This window comes from Mycobacterium asiaticum, assembly GCF_001668675.1.
Lineage (GTDB): Bacteria > Actinomycetota > Actinomycetes > Mycobacteriales > Mycobacteriaceae > Mycobacterium > Mycobacterium asiaticum_D.
Window position 1 is genome coordinate 1 of record NZ_LZKQ01000232.1, and the last position, 21,602, is coordinate 21,602.

Consider the following 21,602-nt stretch of genomic DNA (forward strand, 5'->3'; position numbering starts at 1 on the left):
GGGGCCCCCCCCCCCCCCCCCCACCACCCCCCCCCCCCCCCCCAACCCCCCGGTTTTTGCCCACAAAAGGGGGGGTTTGGGGGGGGGCCCCGCGCAACCTAAACGGCCTCGCCCGTGGGTGAAACGATCTGACGGACAGGCCCTTTGATGCGATCCGCGATAAAGCGTCCGGCCAGCGTGGTCACCGCGTCGGTCGCCCGCGCGGCGAAGCCTGACCTGCCATCAGAAGTCAGTGCCGCGAGCGCGTGCCGCGCGACCTCGGCGGAAAGGTTGCAGCGGCTTCCGCCGCCGCTTCGCGGCAACGACGTGATGACCTTCACCCCGGAGTCGCGCACATCCTGCTGCAACATGTCGCCGAACGCCCGCAGGAAGGCCGCACTCGCCGAGTACACCGCGGTCCCCAGCCCGGGACCGCCGTCATCCGGCGACGCGGTCAGCAGCACGCCGCCACGGCCGTACGTTGCCATGCGCTCAGCTTGCAATCGAGCCAACGACATCGTGCCGCGGACGCTGCTGTCCACCAGATCTAATGCGCCATCCAGGCTGTCGTCCAGGCACATTGCATCGCTCACCGAAGCCGTCAGCGCCGCCACCGTCACCGGACGGCCATCGGACACCACCCGCCGATGCAGCAACTGCGCGTTTTCCGCGCAGCACAGCGAGACCTGCTCGGCCTGCACGTCGGTGCCGAACAGCGTGAGTGCGGCTGCCGCCGTGTGAATTTCGTCGTATTCGTCGGCGATGATCAGGTTGTAGCCACGTCTGGCGAACTGTTTGGCCAGCGCAAATCCCACCCCGCAACTGGCACCTGTGATCAAAGCCAACTCTGCTGTCATGTTAATGGTCCTTTTCCCTTTGCCCGCAGACGCGTGCTACCCGACGCGTCCGCGGCCAAACAATCTCTTCGCTCAGCGGCTATTTCGGGACGACGCTGCATACCCTCGCCAGGAGCCGTTTTATCCCACCGCAGCGGGGAATTCCTTGCAATGCGCAGCGGCTGGCTCGGCCGCAGCGTGGAAGTAATTGAAGACCGAGAAATGGATGGGAATAGCGATGGGCGACAGCAACAGTGGTCCCGAAGAGGGTTTGAAGGGCGTCGCAGAGGGCGTGAAAGGCAAGGCCAAGGAGGCCGTCGGCACGGTCACTGGTGCCGATGACCTGAAAAACGAAGGCCGAGCGCAGCAAGACAAGGCGGACGCCCAGCGTGATGTCGCCAAGAAGGAGGCGGAAGCCGAATCCGCCCGCGGCGGCGCCGAGGCGGCCGAAGAACGGCAAAAAGAGAACCAGTAGTTCGATCCTCCTGCCCCGCGGTCCCAGCCATTCGGTTGGGACCGCGGTTTTTTTCATCCCGGCGCAGTCTTTTACAGACTTTGGTGCTGCGGTTGCTTACGCTTGAAGCGGGTATGGGAAGTAGTGATGCAAGAAGCCAACGGGAAGGGCGACCTCGGCGGTGTAGTAGCGATCGGCGCTTCCGCAGGGGGAGTTGAGGCTCTGTCGAACCTGGTTCCGGGCCTTTCTGCTGACTCGCCCTACGCCTATCTCGTCGCCTTACATTTGCCCCCCAGCGGTCCGAGCGTGCTGGCGCGCATCATCGACCGCATGGGTGCGTTACCCGCAGCCACTGCCGAGCACGGAACTAGGCTGGAACCCGGGCACATCTACGTAGCCCGACCAGACCACCACTTATTGGTTGCCGACCACCGGGTGGTGCTCTCCCAAGGCCCCACCGAGAACGGCCATCGTCCGGCAATCAACGCGTTATTCCGTTCGGTGGCAGTAGCTTTCGGTCCGCGCGCGATCGGGGTGTTGTTGTCGGGTGTGCTCGACGACGGGGTGTTGGGGCTAGAAGCAATCCGCTCCCGTGGCGGCACCACGATCGGCCAGACGCTCGACGACGCGCTGTTCTCCGCAATGCCGGCCAGCGCCGAAGCCGCCGGGGTGCTGGATCGGCAGGTCCGGGCCGCAGACATCGGCGCCGTGCTCAAAGAGCTGGCACAACGTGATATCGAGGAACCGCAGATGGAACCGGACGACTCCCTGGAGTTTGAAAATCGCATCGCCATGACGGCTCGGTTCGCCACCGTCGACAGCGACGAGTTGGGCCCCGCATCCGGTTACACCTGCCCGGACTGCAACGGCTCGCTGGCAAAGGTGGGCGAGGACAATTACCGGTGCAGAGTCGGTCACGCCTGGTCACCGGATTCGCTGCTCGCTGCACGCGACGACGAAATCGAGAACGCGCTCTGGATCGCCCTGCGGAGCCTGCAGGAGAAGGCGAAACTTGCCAGACAACTGGCGGATAGGGCCGGCCGCGGTCCGTTGTTCCAGCGCTACACCGACTCGGCCGAGGAGACCGAGCGCGCCTTGGCGGTGCTCAGTGAGCGTCTCGCGGCCGCCGGTCCGCGCACTGGAGATGTTGGTGAGTGAGCCAGACACGGCCGTTCTGATCGACGTCGAGCATCAGAGCGGCGTCTCTATCGTCATGACCGACGGCGTGTTGAACTATGCCACGTATCGGGGTGTGCGGGACACGATCATCAAGACCGCCTTGGACGAACCGCGGGCCGTCGTTGTTGATGTCAACCGCTTGTCGGTTCCGGCTCCGTCGGCCTGGTCGGTGTTCACCAGCGCGCGCTGGCACGTCAGTACCTGGCCGAACGTGCCGATTCTGTTGGTGTGCAACGATATTGAGCGCCAACGGACTATTGCGGCAAGCGCGGTGACGAGGTACGTGCCGGTGCACCCATCTTTGGAAGCCGCGCTCGAGGCCGTCGACGAACTGGCCATGCACGGGCGGCGGCGAGCACGTGCCGCGCTTCCGCGCTCGCGCGCCAGCATCCGGCTTGCCCGCGCCATGATCCACGAATGGCTCACTGCCTGGTCGGTGCATGAGCTGATTCCGGTGGCCGGAACGGTAGCGACCGTGTTTATCGAGAACGTGCTCGAACACACCGAAAGCGCGCCGGTGTTGGTCGTCGAAAACTTCAACGACACCCTCACCGTCGCCGTGGAGGATTGCAGCCATCAGCCCGTGAACCGCCGTGAGGACGCCGCCGGCGGCATCGACGTCGTCTCGGGTCTGGCCATCGTCGGTGCCCTGTGCCGAGCCTGGGGCAGCACGCCGACATCCTCCGGTAAAACCGTGTGGGCCGTGATCGGCTCCGAGAATAAGCTCTGATTTCCGCGGGTAGTGTCAGGTGCTACCACGGCGTTAGGCGGACGGCACCCAATGAGCGTCACCACGGACGAGTCCTTCGAGGCTCTGTTGCGGTACCTGCGGGATTCCCGCGGTTTTGACTTCACCGGCTACAAGCGAACGTCGTTGATGCGCCGCGTCCGGCATCGGATGGATCAGGCCGGGCATTCCAGTTTCGAAGAGTACCTCGACGTTCTGCAGGCGAGTTCGGACGAGTTTGCGGCACTCTTCAACACCATCCTCATCAACGTCACCGGGTTCTTCCGCGACCCCGAGGCGTGGGAATTCCTCGGCACAGACGTCATCCCGCGAATGCTGACCGAGCGTGGCCCCACCGATCCGATCCGGGTGTGGAGCGCCGGGTGCGCTTCCGGCCAGGAGGCCTACACCCTGGCCATCCTGCTGACCGAGGCGATGGGGCCCGAATCGTTCCGTCAGCGCGTCAAGATCTACGCCACCGATATCGACGAGGAGGCGTTGGCCGAGGCGCGCGCCGCGTCGTTCGACGCGCGGGCCGTCGAGTCGGTGCCTCAGGACTTGCTCGGTCGCTATTTCGAGCAAGTCAACGGGCGCTACCTGTTCCACAAGGACTTGCGCCGGACGGTCATTTTCGGCCGCAACGACCTGGTCAAGGACGCCCCGATCTCTCGCGTCGACCTGCTGGTTTGCCGTAACACGCTGATGTACCTGAATGCCGAAACACAGCGCAACGTGTTGGCCCGGCTGCATTTCGCGCTCGCACCGCAAGGGACGTTGTTCCTCGGCCATGCCGAGATGCTGCTGAGCCACAGCGACCGCTTCACTCCGCTGAGCCTGCCGAACCGGATATTCCGAAAGGCCGCCGGTTCACATCTGGGGTCCGACCGCTACGACGCGGGGGCATCGTTCTACGAGCGGCAGGGCGAGCTGGCTGGCCTCACCACGGTGCGCGACCTGGCGTTTCGCGCCAGCCCGGTGGCGCAGATCGTGGTGACCGGGGATGACACCGTCGCGATGATCAATCAGCAGGCGGAGAACATCTTCGGTCTCTCGGCCCGGGACATCGGCCGGCTGCTGCGCGACCTGGAGGTGTCCTACCGCCCCGTCGAACTACGCGCCTACCTGGAACAAGCGAAGGTGGAGCGGCGCTCCGCCCGCATCCAGGACGTGCGGTGGCAACGCCCCGGCGTCGAAACGGTGTGGTTCGAGATTCACGTCAACCCTCTGGTCGATGCGGAGAATGGCCTGCTCGGCGTGTCGATCGTCTTCTTCGACGTGAGCGCGACGCGCGCGCTTCTGGACAAGGTCGTGCAAACCAATCGGCAGCTCGAGACCGCGTACGAGGAATTGCAATCGACCAACGAAGAGTTGGAGACCACCAACGAGGAGCTCCAATCCACGGTGGAGGAGCTCGAGACCACCAACGAGGAGCTACAGTCCACCAACGAAGAGCTCGAGACGATGAACGAGGAGCTGCAGTCCACCAACGAAGAGCTCCACACGATCAACCAGACGCTGCGCGAGCGCAGCCTCGAGCTCGACAACGCCAAGGATTTCCTTGGCTCGCTGACCAATTCGGTGCCACTGGGCATGGTCGTGGTCGACCGCGAGATGCGGGTGGTGGTGTGGAACCGCTGTTGTGAAGAGATGTGGGGGCTGCGGACCGACGAGACCTACGCAGCGCCGTTGACCTCGCTTGACATCGGCCTACCGATGGACGGCGTGCGGCCCCTGATCGGACACGCCTTCGTCGACACCGACGGCGCCGGCGAGGCGGTCGTTGATGCGGTCAATCGACGCGGACGTCCCACCCGGGTACGCGTGACCTGCGCTTCACTACGCACCACATCCGGCAGCATCGGCGGCGCGTTGCTGCTGATGGAGGTCGTTGGCTAACGCTCGTCGGGTGCCGACTATCCGTTAAGCGAACCTCTCGGCCGGTGTCGTTTCTCCCCTAGTGGCCCGGGTAACCCATCCGTGTATCGAGCGGGTGAGGAGGAACCGCGGGAGTGAAGGTCGCGATTGTCTGCGGAGATGACGTTTTTGCCGAGTACAACAAACTTGCGGGAGACCAAGTTGGGGAATGGCACTTGCAGTTCTGCGCTGCCCTCGCCGAGCACGGACCCGCAGTCACCGCCTATCCGCGGCGACGGATCGAAAACGCGCCCGAGGTCACAAGACGCGCCTTCCGCACCCAGCCGGTAAGCGTCGGACCGACGACCACGCTCCCCCCGCGGGAGGCACTGCCGTTCGTCGGTGAGTGGGCGGGCGAGTTGCACCGAATCTGGGCAGCCGATCCGCCGGACGTCGTGCATGCTTTCGGCTGGATCGGTGGATTGGCGGCGCAACTGGCCGCACGGCGGCTTTCGCTAATCACCGTGCAGAGCTGCCATGGACCTGCCCCGGCGGGCCCGGCCGACGACGCGGAACGTAGCCGGGTTGAGCCGTTGCTGATCCGCAGCGCGACCTGGATGACGGGCGGCAGCACCGAGGAACTCGACGCACTCACCAGGTTGCGGCGCCACCGGTCCCGCCTGGCGATCCTGTCGAGCGGAGTCGACGTCAAACGCTTTGCCTCCACCGGACCCAAATCGTCCGCAAACGGCATGCACCGCATCCTGCAGGTTGAGCAGAATTCATTGCCGCGCAACGGTTTCGACAGAACTATACAGCTCCTTCCGAAGCTCCCGGGTGCCGAGCTCATACTCGTGCAGACCGGCGGTGCGACCCCCGAGGACCGCGGCGAAGTCGAGCGACTGGCCGCCCGGCTCGGGGTCAGCGACCGAGTGCGCTTCGAGGACAACGTGATTCCGGAAGAACTCCCTTCGTTGATGCGGTCTGCTGACGTGGTGGCTTGCACTGCTCGTGAGGTGCCACAGGCGACCACGGCCTTGCAGGCCATGGCCAGCGGGGTAGTGGTAGTCGGGGTCGCGGCGGGCGCACTGATCGATACCGTGATCAACGGCGTGACCGGGTTGCTGGTATCACCCACGAAGCCTCATGAACTGTTGTCTGCGCTGAAAACCCTTCAGTCAGAACGGTTCACACGGCAGAGCATGGGTTCGGCCGGCCGGTCGCGCGCGCTGTCGCGATTCAGCTGGGACCGGATTGCCCTGGACGCACTCACCATTTATCAGCAGGCAAGTACGCCTGAGCTGCAGCACGGACGACGTGCCGCAGGCCACCAGCACAGTCACGTCAAGATTTAGGCCGTCCCATGTCAACAGCCATCAGCCAAAACGGTTACCGGGTCAACGAACGACCTGCCGAGTCAGCGTCCGCCGCTTTGCAGCACGATCATTTTCACACTACCGACCCCGAGGTCGCGAAGCAGTTCCTGGAAAGCGCCTACAAACCGGGTTGGCGGGTCAGCGGCCTTGCGGCGGGTTCGGTGCTGACTCATCGGCGTTTCCAAGCTGATTCGATCACCCTGGACGAGGTGGATCTGAAGGGCCGGGCCGGCTATGAAATCCGTACGGCCGAGTCGCTCGTGGTGATCCAACCGCGCGCCGGCAAGCTGACGGCCGCCGGTGAGCAAGCGACCAGCGTGAATACGGCAGTCATCGCCGCGGGAGGTATGCCGTGCGTGCTCTGGGCCGACAACGCGCGCTTTCACGTGGCAAGTCTGGATATACGGCTGCTGAGCAAGGTCGCCGCCGACCGGAACGGTCCGCTACCCCAACAGGTGCAGTTCACGGACTGGCGGCCACGGTCCGAGCAGGCGGCGCGAAGTTGGCTCCGCGCGCTGGACTACGTGGCCGCCACCTTCGAATGCGCCGACACCGCCCAGCGGCCACTGCTCGTTTCCGCGGCGGGCCACCTGCTGGCGGCGGCAACGCTGGAATGCTTCCCGTCCAACGTCAACGCCGAACAGGCGCTGCTGAGCAGCTCGTCGGTCCCGCCGGTGCTCAAGAGCGCGGTGTCGTTCATCCATCGCCATGCCGGACACGGAATCGGGATCAACGACGTCGCGACCGCGGTACGGCTGACGCCCCGGGCGGTGCAGTATCTGTTCCGCCAGCACCTGGACACCACTCCAACCGAGTTCCTCCGTCGCGTGCGCCTGCACCACGCCCATCAGGATCTGATCTCCAGTGACCGGTCCACCAACACGGTCAGCGAGGTCGCCCAACGCTGGGGCTTCGCCCATACCGGCCGGTTCGCTGCGCTGTACCGCCGCACCTACGGCCAGAGCCCGCACACCACGCTCCAGCAGTAAGTTGGCTACTCGCCGCGGGCGCCGATGTCGGCGACGAGGCTTTCGGCGATGTCCCGCAGCTTGATGTTGGATTCTTGCGATTGCTTGACCAGCAGGTCGAATGCCGAGTCGGCGTCGACGCCGTATCGCAGCATCAGCACGCCCATGGCCTGATTGATCACCGCTCGGCGCGAATCGACGGTCAGCAGCGCGTCGCTGAGGTGCCGCTGCAGGTCGGCGTCGAACTGATCGGTGATGTCGATGTAGAACCCGCCGATGCCCAGCAGCCTGCCGTCCGACCCGGTGATGCGGTCGCCGACCACGACGACGACGTGCACGTTTCCGCTGGTATCGACGATCCGGTGCCGGCTGCTGAATGGGGCGCTGTGCCGGCGCACCTGGTCGATCAGCTCGGCAACCGTCGGCTTGTCGTCGGGATGCTTGTGCTCGAGTAGCAGCTGGGTGGTCGGGGTGACGGTGCCGGGTTCGTAGCCGTGCATTCGGGCGACCTCGTCCGACCACTCCCAGCGGTCCTCCCGGGCCAGATACCGAAACTTCCCCACCGGCGGCCACCGGCGGACCTTCTTCCGCCGAGAATCTGCACACACCAGTCCTATGCTATTCCGATCTACCGGGCCGAGCTCAGGCCGTCTTGGCCAGCTCCGTCGAGCCCGATCCGTCATGCCTGGCGACCCGACGAATCAGCGAGCGGGTCGCCTTTTCCAGTATCAGCTGTGCTTGCGGTCGCGGGCTGCGTTCGGCCCGCCGCGTTGCCGAAGCGATCGTCAGTCCCTGGCGATAACCGGTGACCACCCGCGGATCGACATAGGAACCGCGCGCCACCGCGGGGGTATTGCCCAGTTCTTCGGCGACTTCGCGCATCACGGCGGCCTCCACGCGCTTGGCGACCCGCTGCGACACCGCCGGGTCGGCGTCGGCGAACGCCACCGCGGCCAACACGGTGCCATGCCAGGTCCGTAGGTCCTTGAGACTGTATTCGTCGCCGACCAGTTCTTTGAATCGCGCACGAAGGTCGTCGGCATGCACCTCCGTCCAGCCGGATGTGTTGCGGCACACCAACAATCGCTCGATAGGCTCGGTTCTGCGCAGCAGCGCACGCACCGCGCGCACCACTTCGGGATCCTCGACCTCATAGGTGCGCCGCACCCCGCTCTTGGCCGGGTAGTCGAACGCCACGGCGTCACGGCGTACCGTCACGTGCTCGCACAGCAGGGTGGCCAAACCGTAGGACTCGTTCTCCTCGGCGTACTGCTCGCCACCGGCGCGAAAGTAGCCGAGGTCGACCAGATGCAGGCCCAGTGCCAGCACCCGATCCCGCTTCAGGCCCCGTCCGGCCAGGTCACGCGCGATCCGTTCGCGGTAGGCCGGCAACTCCTTGGACAGCTCGAGCACCCGATCGAACTTCTCCTCGGCACGCTCCTGCTGCCAATTCACGTGGTAGAGGTACTGGCGGCGCCCCGCTGCGTCGGTGCCCACCGCCTGGATGTGGCCGTTGGGATACGGCGAGATCCACACCTTTTTCCAGGCCGGTGGAATCACCAGGTCCTTGATCCGCTGCAACGTCGCCGCATCGGTCACGAGTTCACCGTCGGGACCGTAATACGCAAAGCCTTTACCTCGGCGCTTGCGGGTGAGTCCCGGCTTGTCCAATACGCTGCGCCGCAGCCGCATCTCACTCCTAGACGTGTCCCCCGACTCGAGTTCGGCTGGAAGCTGAATTACCCGTGCCGCCAGCCGCTACACCTGCCGGTTCCGAAGCAGCAGCGGCACCAACAGCCAAGAGACGGCAAAAAGCGCGAGCGCGCACAAACCCGCGATGACGCCTGCGACCACGCCGGCCACCGCGTCGAAAATGATCACCGTCACCCCGGTCAGTGCGAGCCCCAGCAGCAGCAAGCCGCCATACGCGCATCGGTGCGCCGCAGCGACCAGTACCGAAAGCCGATGCCGCCGGAACAGCAACCGGTGCATGCCCACCGGCGCGATGAGAAACACGGTGGCGGCCACCGAACAACCCACCGTCACCAGATAGACCACCCGGATCGGCTCGCTCATCACGTCGAATCGGCTTTGAAAGGGCAGCGTCAGCAGAAACCCCGTCAGCAGCTGCACACCGGTCTGCACCACCCGCAGCTCCTGCAGCAGGCTGGCCCAGTTGCGGTCCAGCCGCTCTATTTCGGTTTCACCGCGTTCGCGGCGATTCCACTGCTGGTCGCGTTCGGGACGGTCGACATCCACCACGTGATCATCCCCCGCATGCCAAACGACCCGCCACCTCGATGTGACGGGCCGCTAGCGGATCGTGCAGGTAATCAGCCGGCCATGAACTCGTGGTAGGCCGATGCCAGGTTCGGCGGAAGCACCGAGACGTTGCACTGCCGCTCCGTGTCGCCGATCGGCGCCAGGATCCCCCGCAGGTCGTAGTACTCGTTGGGATGCGCGGTGAAGTAGCTGCGGATGTTGGCAGCGGCCTCTCCGCGCGGCTGCCCGTAAGCGGCCGAAACGACCTGGTTGGCCTCCGGGTGGCCGGACAGGTACTGCTGCGCGTCGCCGGTCACCGAGGAAACGGTGGCGCGGACGCCTTCCGGACTGCAGTCGGGCGCGGCCGCGGCCGACGGCGCACCGGCAATACCCAGAGCAATTCCCCCGAGCAGACAACCGGCGCTGACGCCGGCAACTCGCCGACGCGCGACGTTACTGCTGAATTTCATAATGAATGTTCCTCCGAATGAGTGAACCGATCGATGAGGTCCCGAAACCTCGAATTCCAAAGTAGCGGAAGCAAAAACGTGCGTTGATTGCTGTTCGCGCACAACGAACATGCGCATCCGGCGCATGGGAGATAAATGTGTGACGCGAGCAACTCCCGTTGCGTATTTAGCTAAGCAAATGACCAAGCAAGCCAACAATTAATGAGATTTCTCAGAGAACCGCGCAAGTTCTTAACGAATCGTGATCACGATTCGTGATGCAACCGTTATCTCACGTCAGGCCAACACGGCGGGCCACTTCGTTTATTGGATACCATTGCGCCGCAATGGATCCCAATGCTAACGGTTGAGCTTGCCGTCCCGCACACCGGTCAGCGCGTCGTCCAGCGTCGGGTAGAGCGGGAAGGTCTTGTCCAACCCGGTCAGGTGAATCGGCCGCCGGGTGGCCGGTCCGCGAGCCACCACACCGAACTCCGCGGAATCACCTAACTTCTCGTACGTCGCCGCCAGAATTTTGAGGCCCACCGAGCCCAGAAACTCCACCCCGGACAGATCAATAATCAGCGCTTGTGGGTTATCCGTGATGACACCACCGATGGCTTCTTCGAGGGCCGGCGCGGTGACCAAGTCGATTTCGCCGCCGATGCTGAGCACAGCGACGCCGTCGTGGTCGGAGACCGTGGCGGTGATCGAATCAGGAGCTGACAACGGCGATCCTTTGTCCGGGCCTTCGGTGTGCTGCAAGCCTAACCCGCCGTGCAGACCGCGAGAAGAAGAAGACCTCAACACGCCCGACGGCACCGCCCAAGCTACTCTCCCCATAGCACCTGCGCCCTGCGGATGCGCGAGTCGGTGGGAGGGCATATATGTCTGATTCGGCGGCAGATTCCAGCGGCACCGGCACCGGCGTCTCCAGCGAAGGTTTGTTGCCCCAGCTGGTTCAGCACCTGCGGCGGAACAGAACCGCACTGCGCGAAGAGTGGGCCCGCCGGATCACCGAAGCGGAGTTGCTCACCGCGATGACCCCCGAGGAGATCTTCTCCGAGGCGACCGCCGTCTACGACAACTACGTCGAGGTACTCGAGACCGGTAGCGTCGAGGCCCTGCAGGACTACGCGCGGGACCTCTCGGAGCGCATCATCCCCCGCGGTGTGGAAACCGACGAGGTGCTGGGCATCGTGCTGCTGTTGCGCGACGTGCTGGCGCGCTCGTTGTTCGAGAAGTACCAAGCCGAGTTCGACATGCTCAACCAGGTGCTGGACGCCTACGAGCCCGCGGCCAACCGCATCGCCAATACTGTGGGCGTCAGCTTCGTACAGGAACGCGAACGCATCATCCGTCAGCAGCAGGAGGCGATCCGCGAGCTGTCGACGCCAGTGCTGCAGGTGCGCGAGCAACTCCTGATCCTGCCGATCATCGGCGTGCTGGACAGCCAGCGTGCCCGGCAGGTCACCGAGCAACTGCTGCGAGCGATCCGGGCCAACCGGGCAAAGGTGGTCGTCATAGACATCACCGGTGTGCCGACCATCGACTCCACGGTTGCCAACCATCTGGTGCAGACGGTCGACGCTTCGGGGCTGATGGGTGCGAGCGTGATCATCACCGGCTTGTCCTCCGAGATCGCGCTCACGCTGGTCACCATCGGGCTTGACCTGTCGAAGATGAACGCCGTCGGCGACCTGCAGGGCGGTATTGAAGAAGCCGAACGTCTGCTGGGTTACGAAGTCACCCGCACCGGCGAGTAAGCCGGCTCCGCATGCCAGTACCGATTCTGAAGCAGGGCGCGATACTGATCGCGACCGTGCAGGCTGCCTTGACCGACTCCGACACCGAGCGGCTGCGCGAGGACCTGATGGAGCGAGTCAGCCGGTTCCGCGCGCAGGGCATAGTCGTAGACGTCACGGCCATCGATGTCATGGATTCCTTCGCGGCCCGGTCGCTGCGGACGATCGCGCACATGACTCGGCTGCGGGGGGCCACCACGGTGATCGTGGGCCTGCAGCCGGAGGTGGCGTTCGCGATGGTGCAGCTGGGGCTGGCCTTCGACGACATGAGCACCGCGCTGGATCTGGAAGAGGGCATTGCGCTGCTCAACAAGCAGCTTGGACTGGCCAGATGGACGATCGGGCGCGACGGTGGCGGGTGAGACGGTGGTCGCCATCAACACCTCCGACGACATCGTCGCCGCCCGGAAGGCCGGCCACCAGCTCGCCCAGGATCTCGGGTTCTCCCTGACCGACGTCACGATGATCGCGACCGCAATCTCCGAGATCGCCCGCAACATCACCAGCTATGCCGGCCGAGGCGAGGTCCGTGTCGGCGTCGCCGACCGCGAGGGCCGCAAGGCGCTGGTGGTGCGCGCCGAGGACGACGGCCCCGGTATCGCCGATATCGACCGCGCAATGGAAGACGGCTACACCACCGGACGCGGTCTGGGCATGGGATTGCCCGGTGCCCGCCGGCTGATGGATCGATTGATCGTGGAGTCGTCCCTCGGTCACGGCACGGTCGTCGAGATGTGGAAATGGGTTCCGGCCCGTGCCTGACCGGTGGCGATCGGGGGGGCGGTTCGGGCCGATCGAATGGGCGACGGCCAGCCGATCACGCCCGGGCGAGTCGGCGTGCGGCGACCAGACGGTCGCTATCGACGTCGACGGGGGCGTCGCACTGTTCGGCGTGCTGGACGGTTTGGGACATGGTCCGGCCGCGGCGGACGCAGCGCTCGCGGCTGTCGATGCGTTGACGGCAGCGCGAACCGAGCGTCTCGAGGTGCTCATCGCGCTGTGCCACCGCGTCCTGGCCGGCACCAGGGGTGCGGCGATGACCCTGGCGCAGATCAATACGCAGACCCACAAGGTGAGCTGGACCGGCATCGGCAATGTCACCGCCCATCTGGTCGCCAAGAGCATAAGTGGTGTGCAGGTCCGATCCAGCGCCCGGCTGGCCGGCGGGATCGTCGGTTTCCGCATCCCGGAAACCCGTCCGGCGCAGGTGGTTCCGATTCGTACCGGGGATCTGCTGGTAATGGTCAGTGACGGCATAGCCCCGGATTACTTGGACAATATCGATTTCGCGTGCTCGGCCGCCGACATCGCCGAGCAGATCCTGACCAAACACGGCAAGGACACCGACGACGCCACGGTGCTCACGGCCCGTCACCGGGGTATTTCGTCATGACCTACACCGCTGACTTCCACAACCAGTACGTCTCCGCGCTGCACAGTTACGTGAAGACTCGCGACGAGGACAGCCTGGCCGTCGGGTATGACCTCGGCCGGCGCGCCCTGCAGGAACAGGTCAGCATGCTCGACATCATCGAGAACCACTTCCGGCAGGTCGATGAGCTGTCCAAGAAGTCCGGCGTCGATGCCGCGACCGCGCTGCAGTTCCTGCTGCAGACACTCGCCGCGCTCGACGTCGCGACCCGCGGATTCATTGATGGCACAAAGCGATATGCGGAGCAACGGGCCCGTGCCGAAGACCTGGCCGATCGCGAGCAATTCCGCACCGCCTTGGTGAACTCGCTGCAAGAGGGCTTCTTCGTCGCGGACAAAGACGGCGCGATAGTCGAGATGAACAACGCGTTCGCCGATATCCTCGGTTATCCACCGGAAGGCATGCCGTACCAGTGGCCGCAACCCTGGTTGATCGACAAGCGAATCGCGGCCGAACACCAGGCACGGGTGCGTGCGGAAGGCAGTGCCCAATACGAGATTCCGGTGCGGCACCAGGACGGTCACCTGGCTTGGGCAGCGGTGAGCATCAACGCGGTCCGGGGTCCCGGTGGTGAGCATGACGTCTACGTGGGAACCGTCCGCGACGTCACCGCCGAACGGGCCTTCGCCGCGCGGGAAAGCGCCGTGATGCGGTTGGCCACCTCGGTCAGCGTGGCCAAGAGTGTCGCCGAGGTGCTGGCCATCACCCTGGAGGAGTGCCGGACGGCGCTCGACGTGAGCCGTGTCGTGGCAGTGATGTGGCCGCAGGGCGACGGCGAGCCGACAGTTGTTGTGGCCGGCGAACCACCTGAAAGTAGCTGGCGCACAATGGATCACCAGCTGCGCGAGACATTCCAGGATGCTCGTCACCAGTTGCCGTTGACCGCCAGGACGGTCACCAGGTCAGAGGCGGACGGCAGGACGCACGGACTGGTCGTGATGCTCTCCGGTGCCGCGGACGTGGCGCTGTGGCTGGAGCTGCGGGTCCCACGGTGGGTTTCGGCCGAAGACCGGCTGCTGATCACGGTGCTCATCGGTCACCTCAGTCTGTCCATTCAGCATGTCCGCCAATTCGAAAGCGCCCGCGTCACATCGCTTACCCTGCAGCGCGCGATGCTGCCGCCACTGAAACCACCGCCCGGTTTCGCCGTTCGCTACGAACCGGCAGTGCCGCCGCTTGAAATCGGAGGGGACTGGTATGACGTCCTCCCGATCGACGACGACCGCATCGGGATCGTCGTAGGAGACTGCGTCGGGCGTGGACTGCCCGCCGCGGCGATCATGGGCCAGCTGCGCAGTTCAGCCCGAGCGCTGTTGCTCACCGGCGCGAAGCCGGCGGTATTGCTCGAACAGCTCGACGCGGCCGCCTCGCTTATCCCGGATGCCTATTGCACCACAGTGTTTTTGGCGATTCTGGACACCGCGACCAGCGTGCTCGAGTACAGCAACGCCGGGCACATGCCGGCCGTACTCGCCCAGCCCGGCTCGGGTGAGCCGACGATGCTCACAGATGCGAGTTCCGTACCACTGGCGGTGCGTCGCAACGAGACTCGCCCGCAGGCTGCCAAAGTTCTGTTCCCGGGTGCGACGCTGATGCTGTTCACCGACGGCTTGGTCGAGCGCAAGCACGAATCGATCGACGAGGGACTCGCGCGAGTCGCCACGGTGCTGGCCGGCTCCGCTGATTTGCCGGTCGACGCTGTCGCCGACACGGTGCTGAAGCAACTGGCTCCCGCGGCAGGGTACGACGACGACGTCGCGATGGTGGTGTACCGCCATGAGCTGGCGCCGCTGCGCATCCAGACCCATGCCGTCCCAGAAGAATTGGCCCCCATCCGCCGGCGCCTCACGTCGTGGCTGCGAGCGGCCGGTGTCACGGATGAGCAGGCCGGTGACATCGTGCTGGTGCTCAGCGAAGCCTGTACCAACTGCGTTGAGCACGCCTATGCGGGCCGGGATGCCGCAGACATGTCGCTCGAGGCAGAGTTCGTGGGCGACGAGATACGCGCCCGGATAGCGGATTCCGGCCGTTGGCAGCCACCGGCGGAGAATCCGGGCAACAGCGGTCGGGGGTTGCTGCTGATGCGGGCGATGAGCGCATCGATGCAGGTCAACGAGGGTCCCGAAGGCACAGTCATCGATATGGTCTTTCGGGTCGGACTGCCGAATCCGGATGAGCAGGGTCACTGAACGGCGCCGTTTGCATGTGTGCCATGCGGGTAAACAAACGTGTGACCTACGCGTCGATCATTGCTGAGCCTGCCCTGCCTGCGGCCCACGGTCCGTTGTCGACTGCGGTGCGCCGCACCCTGAGCGCGCCCGCTTCCCGTGAGCTGTCCGGGCGCATCAGCGCTTCGGTTCGTGACGCTGATCCCTATGGCTTGGATCTCCAGCTGGCCCTGTACATGTGCTACGAGCTGCACTACCGAGGCTTCGCCTCCGTCGACCCCGATTGGGAGTGGAATCCCTCGCTGCTGGCGCTCCGGTCGGAACTGGAGCGGGTTTTCCTGGCGGGGGTGCGCCGCGACGTCGGCCCGATCGATGCCGACCACACCGCCGCGGCCGAAATGGACGCCATCACAACCGAACCGGCCGACGGGACAGGGCCCTCGTACTATCTGCGGGACACCGGGACATGGGAGCAGATGCGCGAGTACTTCGTGCACCGGTCGCTCTATCACCTCAAAGAGGCGGACCCGCACGCGTTCGCCATTCCCCGGCTGAGCGGCACCGCCAAGGCGGCGTTCGTCGCAGTCGAGTTCGATGAATACGGCGCGGGCAGCGGCACGCGGATGCATCAACAACTCTTCGCTGACCTGCTCGAAGCAGCCGACCTCGACTCGACCTACCTGGCTTATCTGGACGCGGTGCCAGCCGAATCGCTGGCCGTGGTAAATCTCATGTCGCTGTTCGGGCTGCACCGTCGTTGGCGCGGCGCGGCCGTCGGGCACTTCGCGTCGACGGAGATCACCTCACCGCCGGGCTCACGCCGCATGGTTCAGGCCCTGCAACGCCTGCAGGCACCCCCGGCCTGCGTCGAGTTCTACCGCGAGCACGTCGAGGCCGACGCGGTCCACGAACACGTGGTGCGGCAGTCGGTGGTCGGGGACCTGGTGGCGCGCGAACCGCACCTCGACGCGGACGTGGTGTTCGGGATCCGCGCGCACGCCGCCGTGGAGAATCGTCTGGCGGACGTGGTGATGGCCGCGTGGCAGCGAGGTGAGTCCTCGCTGCGGCGGCCGCTCAGCTGAGCTTGGCCTTGACTTTGGCGCTCCGGCAACGCCGGTGGCTGGTGTCGCACAGCGGGTAGTCCTGGCTGCGGCGGCACGTGCAGATGGCGACCATGAACCGGTCGGATTCCACCACGGCACCGTCGGGCATCTCGATGGAGACCGGGCCGGAAACCAATACCGGCCCGTTCGGCACCACCTGAACGCGAGTCGTGCTCACGATTTATCTGCCCGGATCACCACTAGTTCCTCTTCCCGGCACCCTGGAGCAATTTGGCCGGTCTCCTCCAGCCATTCGGCCCGTGCCGTCAGCACCGGTCCGAACGGAATGAATTTTCTGGCAACGACATACGCATCCAGACCCGTTGCGCGCAATGCGTCCAGGGTCCGCCGGGTGCTGGCGAGACCCGAGTGCACCAGTAACAACGAACCGCGATCAGACAACAGCTTTGACGCCGATGCGCACAGCGGATCCAGCACCATGCGTCCGTCGATGCCGGCGTTCCACGCCCATGACGGACCGGCGGTCGACGGAATCACGTCCGTATCGTCCACGGCAGGGGTAGGAACGTATGGCGGGTTGGATACCACCACATCAAACGGACCGTAATCCAAAGCATTGGCCCAAGAGCCCTGCCGTACATCGACTTCGACGCCCGCGTTGGCGGCGTTGCCGCGCGTGTACTGAACGGCATGCGGACAGATGTCGAAGGCCGTCACACTGGCGCAGCCCATTTCGGCGGCATTGATGGCTATGAACCCGGTGCCGGTACATAGGTCGAGCACTCGGCGTCCTGGAATCAGGCCCGTCCGCCGCATGGTCTCGACAAGCAGGAAAGAATCGGATTGCGGCTGGTACACCCTTTCGGCGACCAGAGAATCACCCGGTGCTGGGTATGTGGTCGTCACGGCAAGCCTTTCTCGACCTTTGGAGCTCGGCCGTGACGGTCACGGCTCGGCGTGTTAATGCCCGCAAACAAGTGGGTTAAAACGGAATTGCGCGGCATGTTCCGGCTATTGGGCTGAACCGGCCGGCGATTGAGCCAATTGCTTGAGGAGCGTCGAGCAGAACGCGGACAGGTCTTTGGGCGAGCGGCTGGTGATCACGTTGCCATCGACCACGACCTCCTCGTCGACCACGCGGGCGCCCGCATTGCGCAGATCCGTACGAATACTCGGGTAGGAGGTCATCTTTCGCCCGGCCACCACGCCGGCTTCCACCAACGTCCACGGGCCGTGACAGATTGCGGCGACCGGCTTTCCGGAATCGACGAAATCACGCACGAACGAAACCGCTGTGTCGTCCAGTCGTAGCTTGTCCGGATTCACGGTGCCGCCGGGCAATACAAGTCCGTCGTAGTCGGTGACCGACGCGTCCGATACCGGCCGGTCGACCGTGAACTGTCCGGCGGGCTCCAAATCGTGGTTGCGCGCTTCTATTTCCCCGTCCTTCAGCGACAACAGCTCAACTTGCGCACCGGCCTTTTGCAGCGCGTCACGGGGCTGCTCGAGTTCAACTTTCTCTACGCCATCGGCAGCCAAGATCGCAATCTTCTTGCCGTCCAACTCGTTTGACATCCGTCCAGCTCCTTTACGGATTGAGGACAACCTTGGTGCAGCTGTCCTGCTTGTGTTTGAAGATTTCGTAGCCGTGGGGGGCCTGATCGAGATTCAGGTGGTGGCTGATGATCATCGTTGGGTCGATCTCGCCGTTGCGGATCCGCTCGAGCAGTGGACGCATGTAGCGCTGTACGTGGCACTGGCCGGTCTTGATGGTCAGCGATCGGTTCATCACCGCGCCGATCGGGAACTTGTCCATCATGCCGCCGTAGACGCCGACGATCGAGATGGTGCCACCATTGCGACAACTCATGGCGGCTTCCCGAAGTGCGTGCGGGCGTTCGGTTTCCAGCCGCATCGCTTGCTTGACCCGGTCGTAGGCATCCACCACTGCGGTGCTGTTGCGAGCCTCCATGCCGACCGCGTCTATGCAATGGTCGGGACCGCGGCCGGCAGTCATATCCTGTAACTCGCCCAGCACCGACGTTTCCTCGAAGTTCAGCGGCGTGGCACCGAGTCGCTGAGCCAATTCGAGGCGATACGGCACCCGGTCGATGGCGACGACTTGGGAAGCGCCCAGCAAAATGGCGCTGATCATCGCGAACAGACCGACCGGCCCGGCACCCCACACCGCTACCACATCGCCGTGCTTGATGTCGCACATTTCGGCACCCATGTAACCGGTCGGCAAAATGTCGGACAGGAACAGCACCTGATCGTCGGTGAGATCGTCCTCAACCTTGAGTGGTCCGATGTCGGCGAATGGCACCCGAGCATATTCGGCTTGGCCACCGGCGAATCCGCCCAACATGTGTGAGTAGCCGAACAGACCGGCGGGTGAGTGGCCCATCAGTTTCTCGGCGATTCCCGCGTTGGGGTTGGAGTTCTCGCACAGCGAATAAAGGTCCCGGTCACAAGCCGAGCACGCTCCGCAGGCGATGGGAAACGGCACCACGACACGGTCGCCGACGGCCAGGTTGTCGACGCCTTTGCCGACTTCCACTACCTCGCCCATGAATTCGTGGCCCAGCACGTCGCCGTGCTTGACCGTGGGAATGTAGCCGTCGTAGAGGTGCAGATCGGATCCGCAGATGGCGGTCGAGGTGACTCGCACTATCGCGTCACGGTCGTTCAGGATCTTGGGATCCGGAATCGTTTGCACCTCAACGCTGTTGCGCCCTGCCCAGACTGTGGCCTTCATGCTATGCCCCCTTGCTTACCGGCTGAGCGGCCTGTTGATGCATCTGACGGAAGGACACGGGTCCCTCCGGTGATCCGTCGGAGCGCAGTACCTGCCCGGTCTCCAAGATCTGCTTGAACCGGCGGAGGTCATCGTTGACTTGCTGATCGGGCGATTCGCCGAACAGGGTCGCCACCGCCTTTCCGAAGGCACCGCCGGGAATTTCATAGGCGATGGTGACTCGAACCTCGGTGCCCTTACCGGAGTTGTCGGGAGTGAATTCCACACTTCCGCTGTTCGAGATTCCCGAGCCAGGCACCGATTGCCAGGCGATGCGCCTGCCCGGCTGGTCTTCGACGATCTCGGCGTCCCACTGCACGGGCTGACCCACCGGCGCGTTGGCAACCCAGTGTGACCGCCCGTTCTCGTCGGCGGTGACCGTTTTGAGGTGGTACATGAAGTCCGGCAGGTTTTCCAGGTTGCGCCAGAAGCCGTAAACGTATTCCGGCGAACGCTGTACGGTTACCGCCGCGCGCACGGTCTGATGCTTGTGTTCTCCGCCGTGACGTGCGGGTTCGGTGCGGGTGGTGCGCAGGGCGGCATACAGATCGGCCGCACCGATCACCGAAAGCGCAGCGGCGGATGCGATGCCGCGCCGTCGCCGGCCCGGCCCCCGCCGGGCAACGCCCGCTGCCAAAACGGCAATGTCCAGCACATCGCCAGCCACTCGCGTCCACACCAGCTTCTCCGGTCCCAGCAAAAGCGCTGCGGCATGGCCGCATTCGCGCAATCCCAAGGCGCGGATGATGGTCCGTGACCGCTGCGTCTCGTCCACCCCGGCGAGTGCCGCCACTCCCCCGGGCGCCAGGACTTCGGACAGGCCGAGGCCCAGACTGGCCACGCCGAGTCCCTTGACCAAGGACGTGGTTGTACTTGCTGCGGAATCACTCATCGCCAAACTCCTCGCACTGCCAGACGGCAGATTCCTGCGGTCGATGCTTATCGACCCATACCCGCGCGACCGTCACCCAAACTCGTCGACCGTCAATTAGCTGCGGCGCGCAACGCCTCCAGCAGGGGTTCAGCGGCTTCCTTCAAGAACTGATCCTGGGACTGGCCGCCGATCTGAATCAGCGCGATATCGCTGAACCCGGCTTCCCAGAACGGCCGCACCGCGTCCACGATCGCATCCAGGTCCGGCCCGCACGGGATGCTGTCCGCCACGTCTTCGGGACGCACGAATTGGGTGGCACCGGCAAAGCCGGCCGGGGTCGGCAGGTCAGCATTGACCGTCCAGCCGCCTGCGAACCAGCGGAATTGGTCGTGCGCACGCGCGATCGCGGCGTCCCGGTCGGGGTCCCAGCAGATCGGGATCTGCCCGATCACCCGGCCGGCGCCGGGCCAGCCACCGACCTGGCGGGCGGCGTGCCACGCGTCGACCAGTTCCTTGTCGGGTTCGACAGCGATCAGGTGATCGGCGAGTTTGCCGAGCTTCTCGACGCCCTTGTCGCCCGACATGGCCACCGCGATGGCGGGGGGTATCTCGGGCGCGTCCCAGAGGCGCGCGGAGTCCACCTGGAAGTATTCGCCGCTCCAGTTGGTTAGTTCGCCGCCGAACAGGTCGCGGATGATTTTGATGGCCTCGCGCAGCATGTCCTGGCGGCGCTCGATGGTCGGCCAACCCTTTCCAACGACATGCTCGTTGAGGTTTTCGCCGCTGCCCACGCCCAGCGTGAACCGGCCGTCGGAAAGGATCTGCACGGTGGCGGCCTGCTGCGCCACGATCGCGGGGTGATAGCGCATCGTGGGACAGGTGACGTAGGAGTAGAGGTCGACCCGTTCGGTAGCGTGCGCGACCGCGCCCAGAACCGCCCAGGCATTGGGCGCGTGTCCTTGCGACGCCAGCCACGGTGAGAAGTGGTCGCTACAGACCTCGAAATCGAATCCCCGCTGCTCGGCCGAAACGGCATCGCGCACAAGCTCTTTGGGGCCAGTCTGTTCAGTCATCAGGGTATAGCCAAACCTCGCCATACCGGACGGGTACCCGGACGCTCGGATGGCAAACGGCACCCGGTGACGCCACCGCTAGAAGGCGCCACCGCTAGAAGGGTGGTGGGTCGTCCACACACCAGTCCTCGGTATCGGAACACCGCGACAACCGGTAGGCAAACAACGTCCCGATCGCCACCAACTGCGCCGCCGCCGCCCGATTCTCCGCCTGCCACCCCTGGCCTAGCTGCTCAAGCCAGCCCACGGACTCCAGCATCCTCGAGGGATACCGACGCTCCCATACTCCTCCTCCGCCGCCAACG

General features: G+C 64.8%; 24 protein-coding genes and 1 pseudogene. 12 read left to right on the forward strand and 13 right to left on the reverse strand.

Annotated elements, in window-relative coordinates; translation table 11 throughout:
• Positions 1–98: 98 nt before the first annotated feature.
• Positions 99–836 (reverse strand): SDR family NAD(P)-dependent oxidoreductase, encoded by a 738-nt coding sequence (locus tag A9X01_RS20150; RefSeq protein ID WP_081282499.1) that lies wholly within the window; start codon positions 834–836, stop codon positions 99–101.
• A gap of 217 nt (positions 837–1,053) precedes the next feature.
• Here A9X01_RS20150 and mbp1 point away from each other — a divergent pair, with 217 nt between their 5' ends.
• From mbp1 to A9X01_RS20180, 6 genes are all read left to right on the forward strand, one after another.
• Entirely contained in the window at positions 1,054–1,290 is a 237-nt protein-coding gene (gene mbp1 / locus A9X01_RS20155) for a microaggregate-binding protein 1 (RefSeq protein WP_065122447.1), read from the forward strand.
• 126 nt (positions 1,291–1,416) lie between these two features.
• Entirely contained in the window at positions 1,417–2,427 is a 1,011-nt protein-coding gene (locus A9X01_RS20160) for a chemotaxis protein CheB (protein ID WP_065122448.1), read from the forward strand.
• Positions 2,420–3,178, forward strand: coding sequence for an STAS domain-containing protein (locus tag A9X01_RS20165; protein ID WP_065122464.1), 759 nt, complete (start codon positions 2,420–2,422; stop codon positions 3,176–3,178). The genes A9X01_RS20160 and A9X01_RS20165 overlap by 8 nt, the downstream gene beginning before the upstream one ends.
• Positions 3,179–3,229: 51 nt before the next feature.
• Positions 3,230–5,071 (forward strand): CheR family methyltransferase, encoded by a 1,842-nt coding sequence (locus A9X01_RS20170; protein ID WP_065122449.1) that lies wholly within the window; start codon positions 3,230–3,232, stop codon positions 5,069–5,071.
• Positions 5,072–5,184: 113 nt separating this feature from the next.
• A complete protein-coding gene (locus tag A9X01_RS20175) occupies positions 5,185–6,384 on the forward strand; it encodes a glycosyltransferase (protein ID WP_065122450.1) in 1,200 nt (399 codons plus the stop codon).
• A gap of 8 nt (positions 6,385–6,392) precedes the next feature.
• The gene (locus tag A9X01_RS20180; protein WP_081282500.1) at positions 6,393–7,394 is read left to right on the forward strand and encodes a helix-turn-helix transcriptional regulator; all 1,002 of its coding nucleotides are present in this window, start codon (positions 6,393–6,395) and stop codon (positions 7,392–7,394) included.
• 5 nt (positions 7,395–7,399) lie between these two features.
• On the opposite strand, the gene A9X01_RS20185 is transcribed toward A9X01_RS20180, so the two are convergent.
• From A9X01_RS20185 to A9X01_RS20205, 5 genes are all read right to left on the reverse strand, one after another.
• A complete protein-coding gene (locus A9X01_RS20185; RefSeq protein ID WP_253849245.1) occupies positions 7,400–7,981 on the reverse strand; it encodes a PAS and ANTAR domain-containing protein in 582 nt (193 codons plus the stop codon).
• A gap of 34 nt (positions 7,982–8,015) precedes the next feature.
• Positions 8,016–9,065 carry a DNA topoisomerase IB gene (locus tag A9X01_RS20190; RefSeq protein WP_065122452.1) on the reverse strand — a complete coding sequence of 350 codons (1,050 nt, stop codon included), beginning with the start codon at positions 9,063–9,065 and terminating at the stop codon, positions 8,016–8,018.
• Positions 9,066–9,131: 66 nt separating this feature from the next.
• Entirely contained in the window at positions 9,132–9,632 is a 501-nt protein-coding gene (locus tag A9X01_RS20195) for a DUF6328 family protein (RefSeq protein ID WP_065122466.1), read from the reverse strand.
• A gap of 74 nt (positions 9,633–9,706) precedes the next feature.
• Complete coding sequence (locus A9X01_RS20200; protein ID WP_065122453.1) at positions 9,707–10,105, reverse strand: heme-binding protein; 399 nt, start codon at positions 10,103–10,105, stop codon at positions 9,707–9,709.
• A 339-nt stretch (positions 10,106–10,444) separates the two neighbouring features.
• Positions 10,445–10,813 (reverse strand): STAS domain-containing protein, encoded by a 369-nt coding sequence (locus tag A9X01_RS20205; RefSeq protein WP_065122467.1) that lies wholly within the window; start codon positions 10,811–10,813, stop codon positions 10,445–10,447.
• Between the two features lie 158 nt (positions 10,814–10,971).
• Here A9X01_RS20205 and A9X01_RS20210 point away from each other — a divergent pair, with 158 nt between their 5' ends.
• From A9X01_RS20210 to A9X01_RS20235, 6 genes are read left to right on the forward strand one after another with little or no spacing between them, the layout of a single operon-like run.
• Complete coding sequence (locus A9X01_RS20210) at positions 10,972–11,850, forward strand: STAS domain-containing protein (RefSeq protein ID WP_065122454.1); 879 nt, start codon at positions 10,972–10,974, stop codon at positions 11,848–11,850.
• A gap of 11 nt (positions 11,851–11,861) precedes the next feature.
• Entirely contained in the window at positions 11,862–12,251 is a 390-nt protein-coding gene (locus A9X01_RS20215) for an STAS domain-containing protein (RefSeq protein ID WP_065034104.1), read from the forward strand.
• Positions 12,241–12,651 (forward strand): anti-sigma regulatory factor, encoded by a 411-nt coding sequence (locus A9X01_RS20220; RefSeq protein ID WP_065122455.1) that lies wholly within the window; start codon positions 12,241–12,243, stop codon positions 12,649–12,651. The genes A9X01_RS20215 and A9X01_RS20220 overlap by 11 nt, the downstream gene beginning before the upstream one ends.
• A gap of 31 nt (positions 12,652–12,682) precedes the next feature.
• Positions 12,683–13,282: a SpoIIE family protein phosphatase gene (locus A9X01_RS20225; protein WP_065122468.1), complete on the forward strand. Its 600-nt coding sequence runs from the start codon at positions 12,683–12,685 to the stop codon at positions 13,280–13,282.
• Complete coding sequence (locus A9X01_RS20230) at positions 13,279–15,510, forward strand: SpoIIE family protein phosphatase (protein WP_065122456.1); 2,232 nt, start codon at positions 13,279–13,281, stop codon at positions 15,508–15,510. Before A9X01_RS20225 ends, A9X01_RS20230 begins: the two co-directional genes overlap by 4 nt.
• A 23-nt stretch (positions 15,511–15,533) precedes the next feature.
• On the forward strand, positions 15,534–16,571 hold the full coding sequence (locus A9X01_RS20235; RefSeq protein WP_436405288.1) for an iron-containing redox enzyme family protein: 1,038 nt from the start codon (positions 15,534–15,536) through the stop codon (positions 16,569–16,571).
• Here the strand turns inward: A9X01_RS20235 and A9X01_RS20240 are convergent.
• From A9X01_RS20240 to A9X01_RS29395, 7 genes and pseudogenes are all read right to left on the reverse strand, one after another.
• Positions 16,564–16,770, reverse strand: coding sequence for a CDGSH iron-sulfur domain-containing protein (locus A9X01_RS20240; protein ID WP_065122458.1), 207 nt, complete (start codon positions 16,768–16,770; stop codon positions 16,564–16,566). The genes A9X01_RS20235 and A9X01_RS20240 overlap by 8 nt on opposite strands.
• A complete protein-coding gene (locus A9X01_RS20245) occupies positions 16,767–17,459 on the reverse strand; it encodes a HemK2/MTQ2 family protein methyltransferase (RefSeq protein ID WP_065122459.1) in 693 nt (230 codons plus the stop codon). The genes A9X01_RS20240 and A9X01_RS20245 overlap by 4 nt, the downstream gene beginning before the upstream one ends.
• A gap of 105 nt (positions 17,460–17,564) precedes the next feature.
• Positions 17,565–18,128: a type 1 glutamine amidotransferase domain-containing protein gene (locus A9X01_RS20250; RefSeq protein WP_065122460.1), complete on the reverse strand. Its 564-nt coding sequence runs from the start codon at positions 18,126–18,128 to the stop codon at positions 17,565–17,567.
• A gap of 13 nt (positions 18,129–18,141) precedes the next feature.
• The gene (locus tag A9X01_RS20255; RefSeq protein ID WP_065122461.1) at positions 18,142–19,311 is read right to left on the reverse strand and encodes a zinc-dependent alcohol dehydrogenase; all 1,170 of its coding nucleotides are present in this window, start codon (positions 19,309–19,311) and stop codon (positions 18,142–18,144) included.
• Position 19,312: 1 nt separating this feature from the next.
• Positions 19,313–20,242, reverse strand: a complete 930-nt coding sequence (locus tag A9X01_RS20260; protein WP_065122462.1) for an SRPBCC family protein — start codon at positions 20,240–20,242, stop codon at positions 19,313–19,315.
• Positions 20,243–20,334: 92 nt separating this feature from the next.
• Positions 20,335–21,321, reverse strand: coding sequence for an LLM class F420-dependent oxidoreductase (locus tag A9X01_RS20265; protein WP_065122463.1), 987 nt, complete (start codon positions 21,319–21,321; stop codon positions 20,335–20,337).
• A 70-nt stretch (positions 21,322–21,391) separates the two neighbouring features.
• Positions 21,392–21,602 (reverse strand): annotated as a pseudogene (locus A9X01_RS29395) (hypothetical protein); the annotation flags it as partial.